Annotated in this window: 16 protein-coding genes, 2 pseudogenes and 1 riboswitch; of the genes and pseudogenes, 10 read left to right on the plus strand and 8 right to left on the minus strand. The window is 71.4% G+C overall.

Going from position 1 to position 18,380, the window contains the following annotated elements:
* Positions 1-133: 133 nt before the first annotated feature.
* The 4 genes and pseudogenes from thiD to AB0I53_RS05310 form a co-directional block, all read left to right on the plus strand.
* Positions 134-1,000 carry a bifunctional hydroxymethylpyrimidine kinase/phosphomethylpyrimidine kinase gene (gene thiD / locus AB0I53_RS05295; RefSeq protein WP_358596785.1) on the plus strand — a complete coding sequence of 289 codons (867 nt, stop codon included), beginning with the start codon at positions 134-136 and terminating at the stop codon, positions 998-1,000.
* A gap of 196 nt (positions 1,001-1,196) precedes the next feature.
* Positions 1,197-3,158, plus strand: a complete 1,962-nt coding sequence (locus AB0I53_RS05300; protein WP_358596788.1) for an FUSC family protein — start codon at positions 1,197-1,199, stop codon at positions 3,156-3,158.
* A gap of 79 nt (positions 3,159-3,237) precedes the next feature.
* The gene (locus tag AB0I53_RS05305; protein WP_358596791.1) at positions 3,238-3,690 is read left to right on the plus strand and encodes a hypothetical protein; all 453 of its coding nucleotides are present in this window, start codon (positions 3,238-3,240) and stop codon (positions 3,688-3,690) included.
* Positions 3,691-3,820: 130 nt separating this feature from the next.
* A pseudogene (locus AB0I53_RS05310) lies at positions 3,821-4,081 on the plus strand (hypothetical protein); the annotation flags it as partial.
* Between the two features lie 153 nt (positions 4,082-4,234).
* Here AB0I53_RS05310 and AB0I53_RS05315 read toward each other — a convergent pair.
* The 3 genes and pseudogenes from AB0I53_RS05315 to thiO form a co-directional block, all read right to left on the minus strand.
* Positions 4,235-4,999, minus strand: a complete 765-nt coding sequence (locus AB0I53_RS05315) for a thiazole synthase (protein WP_093268724.1) — start codon at positions 4,997-4,999, stop codon at positions 4,235-4,237.
* A 115-nt stretch (positions 5,000-5,114) separates the two neighbouring features.
* On the minus strand, positions 5,115-5,315 hold the full coding sequence (gene thiS / locus AB0I53_RS05320; RefSeq protein ID WP_358596793.1) for a sulfur carrier protein ThiS: 201 nt from the start codon (positions 5,313-5,315) through the stop codon (positions 5,115-5,117).
* Positions 5,303-6,433, minus strand: a pseudogene (thiO, locus tag AB0I53_RS05325) (glycine oxidase ThiO); the annotation flags it as partial. The pseudogene thiO and the gene thiS, both read right to left, overlap by 13 nt.
* A riboswitch (TPP riboswitch) is annotated at positions 6,421-6,526 on the minus strand. Its footprint overlaps the pseudogene before it by 13 nt.
* Positions 6,527-6,669: 143 nt before the next feature.
* Between thiO and thiE the strand changes: the two are divergent.
* Complete coding sequence (gene thiE / locus AB0I53_RS05330) at positions 6,670-7,341, plus strand: thiamine phosphate synthase (RefSeq protein ID WP_358596796.1); 672 nt, start codon at positions 6,670-6,672, stop codon at positions 7,339-7,341.
* 58 nt (positions 7,342-7,399) lie between these two features.
* Here the strand turns inward: thiE and AB0I53_RS05335 are convergent, their stop codons facing one another.
* The 3 genes from AB0I53_RS05335 to AB0I53_RS05345 all read right to left on the minus strand — a co-directional run bounded on the left by AB0I53_RS05335 (position 7,400) and on the right by AB0I53_RS05345 (position 10,528).
* Positions 7,400-8,527: a S1 family peptidase gene (locus AB0I53_RS05335; RefSeq protein ID WP_358596799.1), complete on the minus strand. Its 1,128-nt coding sequence runs from the start codon at positions 8,525-8,527 to the stop codon at positions 7,400-7,402.
* A 158-nt stretch (positions 8,528-8,685) separates the two neighbouring features.
* On the minus strand, positions 8,686-9,600 hold the full coding sequence (locus AB0I53_RS05340; RefSeq protein ID WP_358596802.1) for a hypothetical protein: 915 nt from the start codon (positions 9,598-9,600) through the stop codon (positions 8,686-8,688).
* 172 nt (positions 9,601-9,772) lie between these two features.
* Entirely contained in the window at positions 9,773-10,528 is a 756-nt protein-coding gene (locus AB0I53_RS05345) for a GntR family transcriptional regulator (RefSeq protein ID WP_358306931.1), read from the minus strand.
* A 325-nt stretch (positions 10,529-10,853) separates the two neighbouring features.
* Here AB0I53_RS05345 and AB0I53_RS05350 point away from each other — a divergent pair, with 325 nt between their 5' ends.
* From AB0I53_RS05350 to AB0I53_RS05365, 4 genes are read left to right on the plus strand one after another with little or no spacing between them, the layout of a single operon-like run.
* Positions 10,854-12,122 (plus strand): extracellular solute-binding protein, encoded by a 1,269-nt coding sequence (locus AB0I53_RS05350; protein WP_358596805.1) that lies wholly within the window; start codon positions 10,854-10,856, stop codon positions 12,120-12,122.
* Between the two features lies 1 nt (position 12,123).
* The gene (locus AB0I53_RS05355) at positions 12,124-13,089 is read left to right on the plus strand and encodes a sugar ABC transporter permease (RefSeq protein WP_358596808.1); all 966 of its coding nucleotides are present in this window, start codon (positions 12,124-12,126) and stop codon (positions 13,087-13,089) included.
* Positions 13,086-13,907: a carbohydrate ABC transporter permease gene (locus AB0I53_RS05360; RefSeq protein ID WP_358596810.1), complete on the plus strand. Its 822-nt coding sequence runs from the start codon at positions 13,086-13,088 to the stop codon at positions 13,905-13,907. The genes AB0I53_RS05355 and AB0I53_RS05360 overlap by 4 nt, the downstream gene beginning before the upstream one ends.
* A gap of 30 nt (positions 13,908-13,937) precedes the next feature.
* The gene (locus AB0I53_RS05365; RefSeq protein WP_358596813.1) at positions 13,938-14,987 is read left to right on the plus strand and encodes an SIS domain-containing protein; all 1,050 of its coding nucleotides are present in this window, start codon (positions 13,938-13,940) and stop codon (positions 14,985-14,987) included.
* Positions 14,988-15,166: 179 nt separating this feature from the next.
* Here AB0I53_RS05365 and AB0I53_RS05370 read toward each other — a convergent pair whose 3' ends face one another.
* On the minus strand, positions 15,167-16,009 hold the full coding sequence (locus AB0I53_RS05370) for an amidohydrolase family protein (protein WP_358596816.1): 843 nt from the start codon (positions 16,007-16,009) through the stop codon (positions 15,167-15,169).
* Positions 16,010-16,235: 226 nt separating this feature from the next.
* Here AB0I53_RS05370 and AB0I53_RS05375 point away from each other — a divergent pair, with 226 nt between their 5' ends.
* Entirely contained in the window at positions 16,236-17,189 is a 954-nt protein-coding gene (locus AB0I53_RS05375; RefSeq protein ID WP_358596819.1) for a BadF/BadG/BcrA/BcrD ATPase family protein, read from the plus strand.
* Between the two features lie 327 nt (positions 17,190-17,516).
* On the opposite strand, the gene dapA is transcribed toward AB0I53_RS05375, so the two are convergent.
* A complete protein-coding gene (gene dapA / locus AB0I53_RS05380) occupies positions 17,517-18,359 on the minus strand; it encodes a 4-hydroxy-tetrahydrodipicolinate synthase (RefSeq protein WP_358596822.1) in 843 nt (280 codons plus the stop codon).
* Positions 18,360-18,380: the final 21 nt, after the last annotated feature.

Here is an 18,380-nt window from a genome sequence, read left to right on the forward strand (position 1 = left end):
GCCGGGAACGTGTCTTAGGTGAATCGCGCGAGTTATTGCTGCAGGTCGCCGAAGGAGCAGGGGCACCTGACCTGCGGAAACGTCGCTTCGGACCCTGGAAGATCGGTAGGAGCGGGGCCGTAACATGAAGTGGATGCACGAGATCTCGGCCGGGCACGAACTTCGGCCCGCGAACGACACCGCTCCCCCGACCGCGCTGACCATCGCCGGGTCGGATTCCGGCGGCAGCGCCGGGATGCACGCGGACCTGCGCACCTTCTTCGCCTGCGGCGTGCACGGCATGACCGCGGTCACCGCCGTGACGGTGCAGAACACCGTCGGCGTCACCGGGCTGGTCGAGATCCCGCCGGAGACCGTCGCCGCGCAGGTCGACGCGGTCGCCTCGGACATCGGCGTGGACGCGGCCAAGACCGGGGTGCTCGCCTCGGCCGCCACCATCGAGGCCGTGCTGGACGCCTGCGACACGCACGGCATCGGCCGCGGCGGCCGCACGCCGTTCGTCGTGGACCCGGTCGCCGCCTCCCGCAGCGGCGAGCCGCTGCTGCGCCCGGACGCGCTGGACGCCCTGCGGCACAAGGCCTTCCCGCGCGCGACGCTGGTCACGCCGAACCTCGACGAGGTCCGGCTGCTGACCGGGATCGACGCGCGCACCCGCGCGGACCTGCTGGACGCCGCGAAGGCCGTCTTCGACTTCGGCCCGCAGTGGGTGCTGATCAAGAGCGGCCACCTGGCCGACGACCCGGAGTGCGTAGACCTGCTCTTCGACGGCAACGAGGCGATCCCGCTGCCCGGCCCCCGCTACGCGACGGTGCACACCCACGGCGCCGGCGACGTGTTCGCCTCGGCGATCACGGCCGCCCTGGCGAAGGGCGCTTCGATGCCGGACGCGGTGCGCAGCGGCAAGCGATTCGTCACCCGCAGCGTCTCGCACGCCTACCCGCTCGGCGCCGGGGTCGGCCCGGTGTCGACGTTCTGGCGCATCAGCCCCCGGTCCATCTGACCCCCCAACCACGCCCCTAATAGAGTGATTTTCCTCCCGGATCTGTAACCCGAATGGCGTGCCCAATCGACACAGGGGTTGAGAAGCGCGTAATTCCCGAGATCGTGGGCCATCGGCGGCCCGCGGTCTGCTGCGCGCTGCGCGCACGACGACGACAGGGGTTTGCAACAGCGTGGCTAAAACGGTGTGGACACGAGTGCGGGGGCTGCTGGCCACCGAAGCAGGGGCGCCGGATCCCCGGCAGCGCCAGTACGCGGTGCTGGTGCTCATCGCCGTGGTGGCCGGCACCGCCATCGGCTGGATCTTCGACCTGCAGACTCCGGCGCTGATCGCCGGCCTGACCGCGGTGCTGGCGCTGATCGCCACCGGCGGCCAGTCGCTGCGCTCGGACCTGCAGCGGTTCGTCTGGTTCACCCCGGCGCTGGTGCTCGTGATGACGGTCGGCCCGCTGCTGATGAACATCCCGGTGCTGGCCGGGCTCGCGGTGGCGGTGGTGGTCTTCGGCGCCGGCATGCTGCCCGCGCTGGGCGAGCACTACCGCATCGGCGGGCAGACCTTCGCCGCGGCGACGCTGGTGTCCACCACCACCGGCATCGGTTCCGACCAGCCGGTGCTGGTGCTGCTGGCCGCGAGCGCCGCAGGCGCGGCGTTCGCGCTGGTGCTGCGGGTGATCATCGGCCTCGGCGATCCGACCAGGGCCACTCGCGTGGCGGTCGCCCGGACGCTGCTCGAACCCGGGCCGGGCGTGGTCGAATCCGCCGCCGCCGCGTGGCGCGCCGACGGTTCCAGCACCTGGCTCGGCCAGGTGCTGGCCGGGGCGGCTCGCTTCCGCGCGGCGCGGGAGACGCTGCTCGCGCAGGCCCAGCAGAGCGACCGGGCCGAAGCCGGCCGCCTGGAGCAGATCGTCGCGGAAGCCGACCAGGTCGCCGCTGAGCTCGCCCGGGCGGTGCGCTCCCGCGCCTGCACCGGACTGCCTGCGGCGGCCCGCCGCGACCCGGTGCTGGCGGTCTTGGCGCGCGGCGGACGGCAGGACCTGCCGAACGCGGTGCAGGGCCTCAACCAGGGACTTGACCGGATCCGCGCCGCGGTGGTGCGGCGCGTCGAGACGCCGCTGCCGCCGCCGGCTCCCGGCGCGCGCCGGGAACGGGTGCTGGGCGCGGTCCGCGCGCACCTCTCGTTCCGCTCGTCGCTGTTCCGGCACGCGCTGCGCTGCACGCTCGCGGTCGCCTTCGGCATGGTGATCGTCCTGCTGCTGCGCGACCCTTCGGCGTCGAGCCTGCTGCTCGCGCTCTACGTGGTGCTGCAGCCAGCGGCCCGGGACAGCATGACCGGCGCGCTGGAGCGCACCGGCGGCGCGGTGCTGGGCGTGACCGCGCTGGCCGTGCTGATCACCCTGCTGCCGGGGGCGTTCTTGCTGGTGCCGCTGGTGATCGGCGGCATGCTGCTGAACATGACTCGGCTGCGCACCGACTACCAGGCGCTGCTCGGCTGCCTGATCGTGGTGACCGTCGTCGACCAGGCGATGCGGCTGGAACGACCGCTGGTGAACGTGGGGATCAGCTTCGCGGCGAACACCGCGGTCGGCGCGGCCATCGCGCTGATCGTCGGCTACGTCAGCTACCTGGTGCTGCCCAGCAGCATCCTGCCGGACGTGCGCGGCGCGGTGCGGTCCACGGTGTGGTCGGTGTCCGAGCTGCTGCGCAGCGTGCGGGCGGCCGGGCAGGGCGTCGATCTGCCCGCGGCGTTGCAGGCCGCGAACGTGCTCGCGCTGCGGCGCACCCAGGACCTGCTGGGCATGCCTGCGCTGCTCGACGGGACCGGCGAGGAGACCGACGACGACCGCGCGACGCGCGCGGCGGCGATCGCGCTCGACGCGTTGCGGCAGGATGTCGCGACGCTCGCGTTCCGGCCGGAGGCCGAGCAGGCGATCGCGGTTCCGGCGCTGCGAGCGGTGGACGACCTGCTGGGCGGCAAGCCGACGGCGAAGATCCCGGACGTGGCGGAGGGCAGCGCCCCGGCGACGGAGCTGCTGGCGAGCTCGCTGGTGGAGAACGCCCTGCACGCCCGCCAGGCGATCGACCGGACCTTCGGCTACGACAGCCCGTGGAAGAGCTACACGATCAGCTTCGTCCGTCCCGAACGCCTCCACATCCGCTGACCCGTCTCCCTCCTGGGAGGGAGGCGTTTCCGCCTCGGGCGGGAGTGATTCGCGGCCTGCGATTCCTACCGTCGCAGGCATGGATGCTCGTGATCGGCCACCACGCTGGCCCGCGTACGCGTTGGCGGTGCTGTTCCTCGGTTATGCCGCGGGAAAAGCGGCCTTCGCCTGGCAAGGCAGGCTCGGCTTCCCGGGCGGCCCGGCCGTGCCGGATGCCGTGCGCGAGGGCTACTTCATGGACGCCGCGACGGCCCAGTGGCTCGCCGCCGCGACCGGGCTGCTGGCCGCGTGCGTGGCCATCGCCACGGTCGCGGCGCCGGGACGCCGCGCGCCCAGATCGTTGATGCTGCTGGTGCTGGCCGGAATGCTGCTGGCCGTCGGCGCCGGCGCGGCGATCATGATCGTGGACGGCTTCATCGGCATCGGGGTGGGTTGGCAGTGGCACCACGGAGTCCTCGGGATCGTCCTGATCGGACTGCTCGTGGCGATGATCCGGTCCTACGCGGAGGAGACGAAGCATGTCGTGGGCTGACCGGACGCGGGCGGGCGCGTACGGGGCGGCGGTTTGCACCGCGGCCTACGGATCGATGAAGCTCGCGCAGGCGCTGGGGGCCAATGCGCTGGCCGACAAGGACCCGCTGCGCCCGGACCTGCGCGAACGGATGCTCGCCCGCGATCCGCTGTTCGTGGCGAGCCACTGGGTGCTGGCCGCTGCCGCGGTGGTCGGCATCGTCGTCGCGCTGGCCACCATCCGGCCCTGGCGCGCGCCCCTCCCGCGCCGGCTGCTGCTGACGATCGCCTGGACGCTCGGGATCCTCATGATCGTCCGGTCGATCGGGCCGCTGGGCATCGGCTTCGTCTCGGACGCCTTGGTGCTCACCGGGATCGACAAGCCGCCGGCCGAGCACGCCGCGCTGGCGCGCTACCTGGCGTACTGGGACCTGCTGCTGTGGTCGCCGTTCTTCCTGCTCTGGGGGGTGTGCTGGACGTTGGCCGGCTGGCGGCTGGGCAGGGATCGCACGCCCCCCCCCCCCCGACGGTCCGCTGAGGACTCGGCGGGCGTGCGGGCGGTCGGCTCACTCCAGGGGACGGCCGGGGCTGGATGCCTGGGCCCAGAAGCGCTTGGGGATCCGGCCCGCCAGGGCCGCGAGACGGCCTCCCTCGACCGCCGCCCGCATCGCCGCCGCCATGCGCTCCGGGTCCTGGGCGCGGGTGACCGCCGTGGCCAGCAGCACCGCCGAGCAGCCGAGCTCCATCGCCAGCGCCGCGTCCGAGGCCGTGCCGATGCCCGCGTCCAGGACGATCGGCACCGATGCGCGGGAGACGATCATCTCGATGTTGTGCGGGTTCCGGATGCCCAGGCCGGTGCCGATCGGCGAGCCCAGCGGCATCACCGCCGCGCAACCGGTCTCCTCCAGCTTCAGCGCCAGCACCGGGTCGTCGTTGGTGTAGGCCAGCACCACGAAGCCCTGGTCGACCAGCTGTTCCGCGGCGTCGAGCAGTTCCACCGGGTCGGGCAGCAGGGTGTCGTCGTCGGCGACGACCTCCAGCTTGACCCAGTTCGTCTCCAGCGCCTCCCGCGCCAGCTGCGCGGTCAGCACGGCCTCCGCCGCCGTCCGGCAGCCCGCCGTGTTCGGCAGCGCTTCGATGCCGAGCTTGCGCAGCAGGTCGAGCACCCCGGTGCCGCCGCCGGCGTCGGCGCGGCGCATCGCCACGGTCGTCAGCTCGGTTCCGGACGCGATCAGCGCGCGCTCCAGGACCGCGAGGTTCGTCGCCCCTCCGGTCCCGGTGATCAGCCGCGAACCGAACTCGCGGCCGGCGATCACCAACGGGTCGTCCATGACTCTCCTAACGACGGGTAGGCCGAATCCGGGTAGCGCGGAATCGGCGCCCTGGTTCGGTGCGTTTCTGTTGCCCCGCAAGGGGGTTCGGGTTGGCGGCCCCTCAGGAGGGGCGTCAGCCGCCTTGCACTGCGGTGAGGACCTCGATCGCGGCATCGGGGCGCAACCCGGTGTCCGGCCACAGGGCGCGCGGCACCACGGCGCCGTCCAGCGCCACGGCCACGCCCCGGTCGGGCACCCCGAACTCCCGCAGCACCGCCGCGAGCGTTGCGTCGGCGGCGACCTGCCGGTTCTCCCCGTTGATCACGACGTGCACTGCTGTCCTCCCCATCGACTCGGATCGGCGGCCTTGATCTCGACGGCGGGCTCCTCGCCGCGCAGCAGCGCCAGCACCGCCTCGACCGTCACCGGGGCGAGCAGGAAGCCACCGCGGTGGTGCCCGGTGGCCGCCAGGACTCCGGGTTCCAGCCAGCCGAGCACCGGCAGGTTGTCGTCGGTGCTCGGGCGCAGCCCGGCAGCGGCCTCGACCAGCCGGTATTCGGCGATGCCCGGCATCAGCCGCTCGGCGTCGGCGATCAGATCGCGCACCCCGCCCACGGTGACCTCGGTGTCGAACCCCACCTCGTACTGGGTGGCGCCGAGCACTAGGCCGCCGTCGTCGCGCGGCACGAGGTAGGTCTGCCTGCCGCGCACCGGGCCGCGGATCGTGCGGCTCGGCGGCGGCAGCGCCGTGGTCCGCGCGCGCAGGCGCAGGATTTCGCCCTTCACCGGCCGAATCCGGTCCTGCAGCGCGGGATGCAGCGCGCCCGAGTACACGCCCGCCGAGATCACCGCGACATCGCAGTCCACAGTGGAGTCTTTGAGCTCCACCGCGCCGGACCGCACGTGCTTCGCGTTCGCCGCGATGAAATCGACGCCCGCCGCGTTCGCGGCCGCGCGCAGCGCAGCCAGCGCGAGGCGGTTGTCGACCGCGAGATCGCCCGGCACTTCGAGCCCACCGCGCACCGCCGGGCCCAGCGACGGTTCGAGCCTCCGCGCCTCCCGGCCGGTCAGGCGGGTGACGGCGCGGCCGAGCCGCGCGAGGTAGTCGGCCAGGTTGTCGAGCTCGGCGCGGTCCGCGCTGTCCACGCCGACGACCAGGGTTCCCTCGCGGCGCAGCCCCGAAGGCAGGCCCGATGCCCGGGCGAGTTCGTCGGCGAACTCCGGCCACTGCCGCAGCGACGCCGCGCCCAGCTCCAGCAATTCCTCTTCGCCGGGCCACGCCTCGGCCAGCGGCGCCAGCATCCCGCCGGCCACGTTCGATGCCCCGGACGCCGGTTCGGCGTCGACGAGTTGGACGCGATGCCCGGCGGCGGCTGCGCGCCACGCCACGGACATGCCGATCACGCCGCCACCCACGACGACGACGTGCTTCTTCCGTTCTTCAGACACTCCACGCTCCCTGCGCCGGCATGACCCGGATCAGGTTCGACGGTCGGGGCCAACGCCCCCTCTCAGCCCGGCACCCGGGCTCCCGTGCTCACCACGAACCACCGTACCCGGCGAGGATCGCGACGTCAGGGGCGAGGTCGAGCAACTTTCACAAATTTCGGGCGCCCGATGGGAACGCGCACCGGCGTCGGCGTTCACGTGGTCCGGCGGCCTCGTCGCGGGAAGCTACCCTGTGGAACATGCCTGGATTGGACGGTTTCGGCATCCGCGCTCGCCTCGACGAGGCGCGGCTGTACCTGTGCACCGACGCACGCGCCGAGCGCGGTGATCTCGCGGAGTTCGCGGACGCCGCCTTGGCCGGCGGGGTCGACATCATCCAGCTGCGGGACAAGAACCCGAACGGCGCTCCGCTGGAGGCCCGCCACGAGCTGGCGGCGCTGGAGGTGCTGGCCGACGCCTGCCTGCGGCACGGCGCGCTGCTCGCGGTGAACGACCGCGCCGATGTGGCGATGGCCGCCGAGGCGGACGTCCTGCACCTCGGGCAGGACGACCTGCCGGTGGAGATCGCCCGGCGCATCGTCGGCGAGCACGTCGCGATCGGCCGGTCGACGCACGACGTGGTGCAGGCGGACGCTGCGGCCACCGAGCCCGGCGTGGACTACTTCTGCACCGGCCCGGTGTGGACGACGCCGACCAAGCCGGGGCGCTCGGCGGCCGGGCTCGAGCTGGTGGAGCACGCCGCGGAGCACCGCGGCCACGGCCGGCCGTGGTTCGCGATCGGCGGCATCGGCCCGGACAACCTGGACGAGGCCCTCAAGGCCGGGGCGGAGCGCGTCGTCGTGGTCCGCGCGATCACCGAGGCCGAGGATCCGCGCGCGGCGGCCCGCGAGCTCCGCGACCGCCTGCCGTGACGCTCCCCCGGACATGACGGGACCCCCGGCTGGATGCCGGGGGCCGGTCTGGTGGGTCTTACTGGGTGAGCAGCGTCAGGCCGTAGGCCTGCAGGATCTCGTTCACCGGCTGGAAGTAGGTCGTGCCGCCGGAGCTGCAGTTGCCCGAACCGCCGGAGGTCACGCCCTGGGCCTGGCTACCGGACAGCCAGGAACCGCCCGAGTCGCCGGGCTCGGCGCAGACGTTGGTGCGGGTCAGGCCGGTCACGGTGCCCTGCGGGTACTGCACGGTCTGGTTCTTGGCCTGCACCGAACCGCAGTGCCAGCCCGTGGTGGAGCCGGAGCGGCAGATGGACGCGCCCTCGGCGGACTCGGTGGAGCCCGCGACACCGACGTTGCTGCCGTTGTACTGGTTCACCAGCGGTCGCGGGGTGTCGCCGGAGCCGACCCGGACCCAGCCGTAGTCGTTGCCAGGGAACGACGAGCCCTCGAACTGGCCGGTGGGCTGCGAGGTGGAGTCGCCCACGCTGCCGCAGTGCCCGGCGGTCACGAACCCGCCCTGCACCGAGAATCCGACAGAGCAGCGGGAGCCGCTGCCGATGTAGTAGGCGTTGCCGCCGATGACGTCGGCGTAGGTGCGGGGGTTCTCCAGCGATTCGGCGACGCGCACCGCATCTGTGAGGACGCCGGAGCCGTGCACGAACTGCGCGGCCTCGGGCGCGGTGCCCGGCCTGGTGGTGAGGACGACCGAGTTCGCCTTGCCGTCGACGTACCAGCCGGAGACGCCCTTCGGCGCCACCCCGCTGCGCAGGTTGAGGCCATCGACGACCCCGTTGAGCTGCTGGATGCTGTAGATGACGAGCTTCGGTTCGGCGCCCGCCGCGCGCACCTCGTCGAAGCGCGCCTGGTCGGTGACGCCGACGACGAGCTTGCCGAGCGCCGGGTCGAAGTAGGCCCCGCCGTAGGCGCTGCCCAGCGTGCTGCTCAGTCGCTGCTCGGCCTCGGTGGCAGCGGCTTCCTGATCGAGCCGCTGGAGGGCCTGGTCATGGTCCAGGCCGAAGTCGCGCTGCATCGCGTCTAGCAGGTTCGCCGCTTCTGCCGCGGGCGGCGCGCTTTCGGTCGCGGTGGCGGGCATGGTCAATGCGGCCACCGTTCCCGCCGCCAACATCACGGTCCCGGCCACCCGAGCCGCGAGTCTGCGCTTCATCTGATGTCTCCTCTTAGTGAGCTGGATCTCATCACCCCGTCGCCGATCCAGTATCAGAGGAGATCACCAGTCCCACATCCGCCTTTCGCCCCATTCGCCCAAAACGCCTCCTGCGCAACTCGATCGAGCTAGCGCAGGAGGCGTTTGACCTGGATTCTCTATCCCTCGAAAGAAGACTGACGCGGTTCGCCGGTCTCGATGGGCACCTCGACGGACCCCGACTCCGGCGCCTGGCTGGGCCGTTCGGCCGTGGTCGGCGCCTGCATCGGTTCCCGGGTGGGCGTCGGGGTTTCCGTGGTCGGCTGCACCGTCGGCTGCTGGGTGGGCGTCACCTCGGTCGACGGCTGCGGCTGCTGACTCGGGGTCTCCCGCGGCTTCGTCGGCTCGGTCGGGACGCTGGGCGCGCGCTGCTCATCGCGGTGCAGCACCTGGCCGAGCGTCGTGCCGCCGTCGCCGCCGGAGAGCGGTTTCCCCGTCACCCCTTCGAATCCGGTGACGACCAGCATGCTCAGCGCGAACACCGCCGCGCAGCTCGCGGCCACCATCGCCCACCGGACGTGGCGCTTGCGCCGGTCGGCGGCCGGCTTCGCGGCCGCGACGACCTCGGTCGCCTGTCCAGCCTCGGCCACGTTCAGCATGCGGGTCGCCGCGTCGGCGTCGACCTTCACCGTGCGGTCCTCGTCCACGACCGTTTCCCCGCCCGGCCAATGCATTCCGGGCGTCAGGCGGATGCGCCGCGTCGCCTCGACGGGCTCGTCCTTTTTGGACACGTACCGCGCGACGGTGGTCCGCCGGAGCTTCATCACCGAAGCCTTCGCGGCGGCGTGCACCGCCTTCTCCTTCGCGCTGTCGAACGATCGCTGGTAGAGCGCTCCGCCCACGGTGATCACCACGCTCGTCAGCGCGGCACCGATCAAGGTGCCCGCCACCCCGAGCCGGGATCCCAGGAAGGCCGCCGTCACCGAGGCCAGCGCCGCGCCCGCGACCTGGGTCGGTGACACGTCGACCTTCTTGGGCTTCTCGACCTCCTCGTCCGACTCCTGCTCGTTCGGCTCCGCTTTCTGCCTGACCATGGCTCCCACGCTCTTGAACGCACTCTCCCTCAACGTCCCAACGGGCGAGCACGAGCGTTTTCTCCAGATCGTTGCCAAACCGTGAGGACCCCCACTTCGCGTAACGCGGCCGGCAACGGCGAAGGGCACCCCGATCCGGGGTGCCCTTCGCCTGGGAACAAGAGCTTCTAGATCAGTTAGGTGGGTTGAGGCGGGCGACGAACTTGTAGCGGTCACCTCGGTAGATCGAGCGCACCCACTCGACCGGGCGCCCTTCGGTGTCGAACGAGTGCCGGGACAGCAGCAGCATCGGCAAGCCGACGTCGGAGCCGAGCAGTTCCGCCTCTTCCGGGCTGGCCAGCGCGGTCTCGATGGTCTCCTCCGCGTGCCCCAGCTCGACCTCGAAGCTCTCGCGGAGCACCTGGTAGAGCGAGCCGCCGGACTCCAGGCGGCTGGTCAGCCCGCGGAACCGGGTCAGCGGCAGGTGGGTGGTCTCGATGGCCATCGGCTCGCCGTCGGCCAACCGCAGCCGGCGCAGCCGCAGCACGGTCGAGCTCGGCTTGGTCCCGAGCAGCTCGGCCAGCTCCTCCGCGGCCGGTTCCTCGACGACCTCCAGCAGCCGGGAGGTGGGCTGGCGGCCCTGGGCGCGCATGTCCTCGGTGTAGCTGCTCAGCTGCAAGCGCTGGGCGACCTTCGGCTTCGCCGCGAAGGTGCCCTTGCCCTGCACCCGCAGCAGCCGGCCCTCCACGGTCAGCTCGGCCAGCGCTTGGCGCACCGTGGTGCGCGAGACGTCGAACTCGGCGGCCAGCGAGCGTTCGGTAGGAATCGGCGCACCGGGCGGCAGGGACCGGAGCATGTCCAGCAGGTGTTGCTTGAGCCCCCAGTACTTCGGTTCGCGTTGTGCGCGTCCGGGCGAGTCCGCCCCACCGGACACGGACGTTTCGAGCATCGTTCCTCCTACCACCGCAACCTTGCCGCCGTTGTTCCGCTCCCCGAGGCGTCGAGTCGCCGGCCTGCCGAGTCCTGATACCTCAGCATGCCCGAAAGTCGGCCGCCCGAACGCCGGCGGCGGCGACCTGCTGCCGCGGCGAGCCGGCGCCCGAAGATCAAGCCAGCCTTATGCGTGCCTGAACAGTAGCGCCGAAAAGTCTTGACATCGCGTGCCCCGCGCCACAATCTTCATCGCATTGGTCTACACCAAAGGTAGGCGGGGGCTCGGCACCGACGGCGAGCACCCGCGGCTCCGCGCGCCAGCGCGGAGGAAGGGGCGAACGTTGAAGACCTGGAAGGCGCTCGCGGCGGCCGCCGCGCTGTCGTTGACCCTCGCTGGTTGTGGCGGCGGAGCCGGCGCGAGCGACAACAAGCTGACCGTCTGGCTGATGGACGGCTCGGCGCCCGACGTCCTGATCGACGAGCTCAACAAGGAATTCGAGCAGAGCCACCCCGGCATGAAGGTGGACTACCAGATCCAGCAGTGGAACGGCATCCAAGATCGCCTGACCACCGCGCTGACCAGCAACGACCCGCCGGACGTGATCGAGCTCGGGAACAGCCAGACCCCGCAGTTCTCCTCCGAGGGCACGCTGCTGGACCTCACCGCCGACGCCGACGGCCTGGGCAAGCCGCAGTGGGTGCCGGCGCTCGCCGGATCCGGCGCGTGGGAGGGCAAGCAGTACGCCGTGCCGTTCTACGCGGCCAACCGCGTCGTCGTCTACAACAAGGAGCTGTTCCAGCAGGCGGGCATCACCCAGCTGCCGACCAACCGCGACGAGCTGCTCGCCACGATCACCAAGCTCGAGCAGACCCACGGCGCGGACCCCGACTTCCAGTCGCTCTACCTGCCGGGCCAGTCCTGGTACTCGCTGCTGTCGTTCATCTGGGACTCCGGCGGTGACATCGCGACCGGCCAGGGCGCGAACTACAAGGGCGCGCTGGACACCGCGCAGACCCGCGATGGCGTCGAGTACTACCAGCAGCTGTTCAAGACCTCGGCCACGTCCGCCCCGGCCGACACCGACGAGGCGGAGCCGCAGCAGGCCGAGGTGTACGCCAAGGGCAAGGTCGCGATGATGATCGCGCTGCCGTGGGAGGTGCAGACCGCCGCGAAGACCAACCCGAAGATCACCGAGGTCTCCAGCGCCTTCCCGATCCCGTCGAAGTTCCCGGGCAAGACCGCGCCGGTGTTCCTCGGCGGCTCCACCCTGGCGATCCCGGCCGGCAGCGCCGACGCCACCGCCGCCAAGGACTGGCTGAAGCTGCTGACCAGCCAGAAGTACCAGACCAAGCTCGCCGACAGCGGCGTCGTGCCGGGTGCCTCGCAGGACACCAGCGCGCTGGAGAAGAACCCGGTCAGCGCCGCGATGGCCATCGCGTCGAAGGACGGCAAGGTGCCGCCGCCGGTTCCGCAGTGGGCGGCCATCGAGTCCGGGCAGAACCCGCTCAAGGACATGATGACGGCCGTGCTGACCGGCCAGAAGTCGGTCGTCGACGCCACGTTGGAGGCGAACGACAAGATCACCCGATTGCTGGCGGCGAACAACTGATATGACCGCTACGCACACCCGCCCGGCGCCGGGCACCGCGGGTTCGCCCGTGGTGCCCGGCGCTCGGCGCCGCCCGCGAATCCGGGAAGCGATGCCGTACCTGCTGCTCGCTCCCGCGGTGCTCGCGCTGATCGCACTGCTCGGCTGGCCCGCGGTGAACGTGGTCGTGACCAGCTTCCGCAAGCTCGACCTCGGTGAGCTCACCCGCGGCGAGGTCACCTGGATCGGCTTCGACAACTACGCGCAGATCCTCGGCAACCCCGAGTTCTGGACCGTCACGCTCCGGACCGTGGTGTTCACCTCGTCCATCGTGGCTGCCACCGTGCTGACGGCGCTGCTGCTGGCGCTGCTGATGAAGCACGTGCCGGTGGTTCCGCGCGTGGTGCTGCAGGTCAGCCTGCTGCTCGCGTGGGCGGTGCCGCAGCTGGCCGCGACCACGGTGTTCCAGTGGATCTTCGACCAGCAGTACGGGATCCTGAACAAGACGCTGGTGCTGCTCGGCTTCGATTCGTTCGCCGGGCACTCCTGGTTCGCCACCGGCGCGAGCACGCTCACCGTGGTGGGCATCCTGATCACCTGGCAGGCCGTGCCGTTCGTGGCGATGACGCTGTACGCCGCGCTGCTCGGGGTGCCCAAGGACCTCTACGAATCGGCCGGGATCGACGGCGCGAGCGGCTGGCAGACGTTCACCGCGATCACCTGGCCGCAGCTCAAGCCGGTGCTGATGATCGTGACGTTCCTGTCGGTGCTGTGGGACTTCAAGGTGTTCTCGCAGGTGTGGGCGATGCGCGAGGGCGGCCCGAGCGGCGGGAGCACCACGCTGCCGGTCATGCAGTACCTCGAAGGCATCGCGGGCAAGCACTTCGGCGCCGCCGCCGCGGTCAGCGTGCTGATGGTGATCGTGCTCGTCGTGGTCTGCGCCCAGTACCAGCGCCTGCTGCTGCGTTCTCAGGAGGTGGAGCTGTGAGGACCCGCCGGATCGGGCTGTCGGCGTTGGCGCTGGCCATCGCGGTGATCTTCGTGTTCCCGACGTACTGGATGTTCGCCAGCTCCTTCAAGCCGCGCGGCGAGGTGCTGTCCACGTCCTACGACCTGGTGCCGAGCTCGGTAACGCTGCAGAACTACGCGACGGCGCTGTTCGGCTCGGACTTCCTGCGCTACCTGGGCAACAGCCTGCTGGTCACGCTCACCGCGGTGGCGTGTTCGCTGGTCGCGGGCACCCTGGCGGCGCTGGCGATGAGCCGGTTCCGGTTCCGCGGCCGCAAGGGCTTCCTGATGCTCGTGCTGGTCGCGCAGATGGTGCCGTTCGAGGCGCTGATGGTGCCGATGTTCCTGTTCATGCGGGATCTCGGGCTGCTGAACAAGCTGCCGTCGCTGATCCTGGTGTACTGGATCACGACGCTGCCGTTCACCATCTGGTCGCTGCGCGGGTTCATCGACGGGATCCCGGTGGATCTGGAGGAGGCCGCCATGGTGGACGGCTGCGGGCGGGCCGAGGCGTTCCGCCGCGTCACGCTGCCGCTGCTGGGGCCGGGCCTGGTGGCCACCTCGGTGTTCGCGTTCATCACCGCGTGGAACGAGTTCCTCTACGCGCTGATCTTCATGCGCTCCCAGGACCTCCAGACGCTGCCGGTGTTCCTGCAGACCTTCCAGAACGCGTTCGGCACCGACTGGGGCGCCACGATGGCCGCGGCCACCCTGTTCACGCTGCCCGTGCTGGTGTTCTTCTTGGCGGTTCAGCGGAAAATGGTGTCGGGTGTCACTGCGGGCGCCGTGAAGGGCTGAGTAAGATTGGTCTAGACCTAAACGGAAGGGATGGGCCTGATGACCGCCACCCCCGGTCGCCACATGACCGACGAGATCAGCCAGCAACCCGCGATCTTCGCCGACCTGCTGGCAGGCCGGGACGCGATCGCCGAGGTGGCCGCGAAGATCGCGGAACGCCGACCGCGCTTCGCGCTGCTGGCCGCGCGCGGCTCCAGCGACCACGCCGCGCTCTACGCGAAGTACCTGCTGGAAGTCCTGCTCGAACTGCCCGTCGGGCTGACGTCGCCGTCGACGACCACGCTCTACGGCGCGCAGCCGGACCTGACCGACGTGCTGCTGGTGTCGGTCAGCCAGAGCGGCGGGTCCCCGGACCTGCTGGAGGTCACCGAGTCCGGCCGCAAGCGCGGCGCGCTGACGGTCGCGGTCACCAACACCTCGGACTCGCCGCTGAACTCCGCCGCCGAACTGTCGGTGGACATCCGGGCGGGCCGCGAGCAGGCGGTGGCCGCGACCAAGACCTACAGCGCGACGCTGCTCGCCCTGTACCTGCTCATCGACGCGGTGCGCGGCGGGACCGGCAGGGACGCCGAACCGATCCCCGAGCTGGCCGCGACCGCCCTGGACGCCGGCCACAAGGTGGTGGACGACGCGGTGCGCCGGTACCGCTTCGCGGAGCGGATGGTCACCACGGGGCGCGGCTACTCGCTGGCCACCGCCTCCGAGGCGGCGCTGAAGCTCGCCGAGACCAGCTACCTCTCGGCCCGCGCCTACAGCGGCGCCGACCTGCTGCACGGCCCGGTCGCGGCCGTCGATGCGGACACCGCGGTGCTCGCGTTGTGCAGCAACGGGCGCGGCGGCGACGCGATGCGCGAGGTGCTCGACGTGGTCCACGAGCGCGGAGCGGACATCTGCGCGATCGGCTCGGCGGCCTCGGACGTGCCCGCGTCGCACCGCATCCCGGTGCCGGCCTGCGCCGAGGAGGTGGCGCCGGTGCTGGAGGTCCTGCCGGTCCAGCAGCTGGCCCTCGGCCTGGCGCTGGCCCGGGGCTTCGACCCGGACAACCCGCGAGGCCTGAAGAAGGTCACCCGCACCCGGTGACCGACGGCATTTTCAAGGGCGCGGTTGCGGTGAGCGACGACCGAGGCGGCAGTTTCCACTGCGGGGCAGATGAAAGCCCGCCTCACCGAGGGGGCGGGGTGAGACGGGCACCGTCAGGTTACGCCGAACGGAGCATGTCGCAAGCCTCGGGGCGCGGCGAACGACAGAGTCCAAAGGCCCTAAATGCCGTACACCTCGCGCGCCGTCCTATCGAACACCGCCGCGCGCTGCCGGTCGTCGAGACCGGCGGTCAGCTGCTTGGCCACGCCCATGACCTGCCCGTAGTCGGCGGCGAGCAGGCACACCGGCCAATCCGAACCGAACATCAGCCGGCCCGGCCCGAACGCCTCCAGCACCACGTCCACGTATGGCGCAAGCCTCACCGGATCAGGTTGCCGGGCCCAGTCGTCCTCTGTGACCAATCCGGACAGCTTGCACACCACGTTCGGGTGGGCGGCCAGCGCCCGGATGCGGCTCGCCCACGGCTCCAGCTCGCCGGTGGCCACCGGCGGTTTCGCGCAGTGGTCGAGCACGAAGGTCAGCTGCGGGAACTGCCCGACCGCCTTGATCGCGGCCGGCAGCTGGTGCGGCCGGACCAGCAGCTCGTACAGCAGCCCGGCGTCCTCGACCGCGGCGAGCCCGTTGAGCACCTCCGGGCGGATCAGCCAGTCCGGATCCGGCTCGTCCTCGACCTGGTGCCGGATGCCCTTCAGCCAGCCGCCGGACGGGTGCGACTGCAGGCGGCCGATCCGCTCACGGGCGTCCCGCGCGGTCAGATCGACCCAGCCGACCACCGCCGCGACGCGGTCCACGGTGTCGGCCAGCACCAGCATCTCGGGCGTCTCGTCCGGGTCGGCGACGGTCTGCACCAGCACCGTCGCGGTCACGCCGGAACCCTTCAGCGCGGCTTGCAGGTCGGCGGGCCGGAAGTCGCGGCGCAGCGGCTCCATCTCCTCGCCGACGATCCACGGCTGGTCCCGGACGTCGAGGTCCCACAGGTGGTGGTGGGTGTCGACGGTCATCGAGCCGCCCCGCTCGCACCACAACTGCCCGCACCGCCCAAATCGGACATGCGGCGTGACCCGGAAAGGTCGTCCATGCTCCAGCTCCCCGACTGATCAAGCTGATCAAGCAACGTCTCGATGTATAGCCGCTCGCCACGCCGGATGCCAGGGGTTGGCGAGAAGGTCATGGCCGGTTTTGGTCGCGCCGACCACCGTTCGCGGTCGCGGCGGGTAGAAAGAGCGAATGCACGGCGACGAAGCGGCTCTCGTACTCGGCCTGGACATCGGCGGAACCAGCAGCCGGGCGCTCGTCAGCGACCTGTCCGGGCGGGTGCTGGGCCGCGGCGAAGCGGCCGGCGGAAATCCGAATTCGCACCCGCCCGACCAGGCGGCGCGGCAGATCGCCGAAGCCGCGCGGTCGGCGCTCGCCGGGGTCGATCCGGCGGCGGTGCGCAACTGCGTGATCGGCATGGCCGGGGTCAGCAAGATGGTCGATCCCGGGTTCAGCGCGGTGTTCGACCACGCGTGGTCCGGGTTGGGCCTGCGGAGCCCGAAGCAGGCGATCAGCGACTGCGAGGTGGCCTTCGCGGCGGGCACGCCGAAACCCGATGGGACGGTGCTGATCGCGGGAACGGGAGCCATCGCGGCCCGCATCGAGCAGCACCGGATGGTCGCGACCGCCGGCGGGCACGGCTGGCTGCTCGGCGACGAGGGCTCGGCGTTCTGGCTGGGCCGCGAAGCGGTGCGAGCCGCGCTGCGCGCGCTGGATCGCGGCGAGCCGCTGCACGGCCTCACGGCAGCCGTGCGCGATCGGCTCCTGCCGGACACACCGGACGGACAGCGCAAGCAGCTGATCAGCGCGGTGAACGCGGCCCCGCCGATCCGCCTCGCGGAGCTCGCGCCGCTGGTCACAGCGGCCACCGACGACACGGCGGCCGACATCGTCCGGCGCGCCGCCCACGTCCTGGCCGACACCGCGGCGGCGACCCGCCGCCACGGCGAAACCAGGACGATCGTGCTGGCCGGCGGCCTGGTGGCGCCGGGCAACCCGGTCCGCGAGGCACTGCGCGGCCCGCTGTCGGCCCGAGGCTTCCAAACCCAGCGCACCGCAGGTCCCGGCGAAGCCGGAGCGGCCTGGCTGGCGGCGCTGGACCTCACCGAGGACCCGCAGACCCTCCACGAACGCCTGCTCGCCTAGCTCCGGAGCAGCGGCGTCGGGTGGTGTTCCGATTTTGCCTGGAAGGAGATGCGCCTCAAGAGGCTGTTTTGGATGTGGTGACGTGCGGATGTGGTAACGCGGGCGTTTTGTCTTTGAAGCGGCGCAGCCGCTTAGCCCACCCACGCAACCCGCACCGCCGCGGGTTCACGGTGCCCACCCCTCCGGGGTTCTCCCAGCGAGGACAGCCCCGACGTGGTGAATTGGCCATTCATGATGTCGGGGATCCCACAGCGAGAAGACCGCGGTGACTCCCGCAGGGGGGCCGCCACCCGCACCGCCACGCAGAACGAGCCTGGAAACAGGCTCTCAGGCGAGGCCGACGTCCTGCAGGCCCTTGCGGATCGTCGCCAGCTCCGCCTCGTCCGCGTCGACCAGCGGCAGCCGGACGCCGCCGACCCGGTGGCCGACCAGGTTCAGGGCCGCCTTGACCGGGATCGGGTTGGTGGTCACCGACAGCGCGGCGTACAGCGGCTTCAGCGAGGCGTCGATCTCCGCGCGGCGCGCCGGCTCGTCGACCATCCGCCGCATCTGCGGGCCCACCAGGTGGCTGGCCACCAGGATTCCGCCGAGGCCGCCGAGGTCCAGGGCCGCGGCGAAGCCGTCGTCGTTGCCCGCGTACAGGCCGAGGCCGTCGATCTGGGCGAGCGCGGCGTTGTCCGCCTGCTTGACGTAGTCGATGTTCTCGACCTGGGCGAGTTCGGCGAGCAGGTCGTGCGGCAACGACAGGCCGATCCGGGACGGCACGTTGTAGAGCACCACCGGCTTGTCCGTGGCCCGGGCGATCTCGGTGAAGTGGCGAACCAGACCGCGGCGGTTGGGGCGGTTGTAGTACGGCGTCACCGAGAGCACCGCGTCGGCGCCGAGCTCGGTCGCCCGCTCCGTCATCTCGCAGGCGTGCGCGGTGTTGTTGGACCCGGTCGAAGCGATCACCGTGGCACCCGCCGGACGTTCGGCGCAGGCGAGCTCGATGAGCCGCAGGTGCTCCTCGTCGGTGAGCGTAGGTGCCTCGCCGGTCGTCCCGCAGACCACGATGCCGTCCGAGCCGTGGTCGATCAGGTGGCGGAACAGCGCCAGGAAGGCGGCTTCGTCGACGCGCAGCTCGTCGTCGAACGGGGTGACTATCGCGGTGATCACGCTGCCGAGAGACATGAGCGCATTCTGCTCCTCCGG

This window comes from Saccharopolyspora sp. NPDC050389, from assembly GCF_040655595.1.
Classification (GTDB): domain Bacteria; phylum Actinomycetota; class Actinomycetes; order Mycobacteriales; family Pseudonocardiaceae; genus Saccharopolyspora.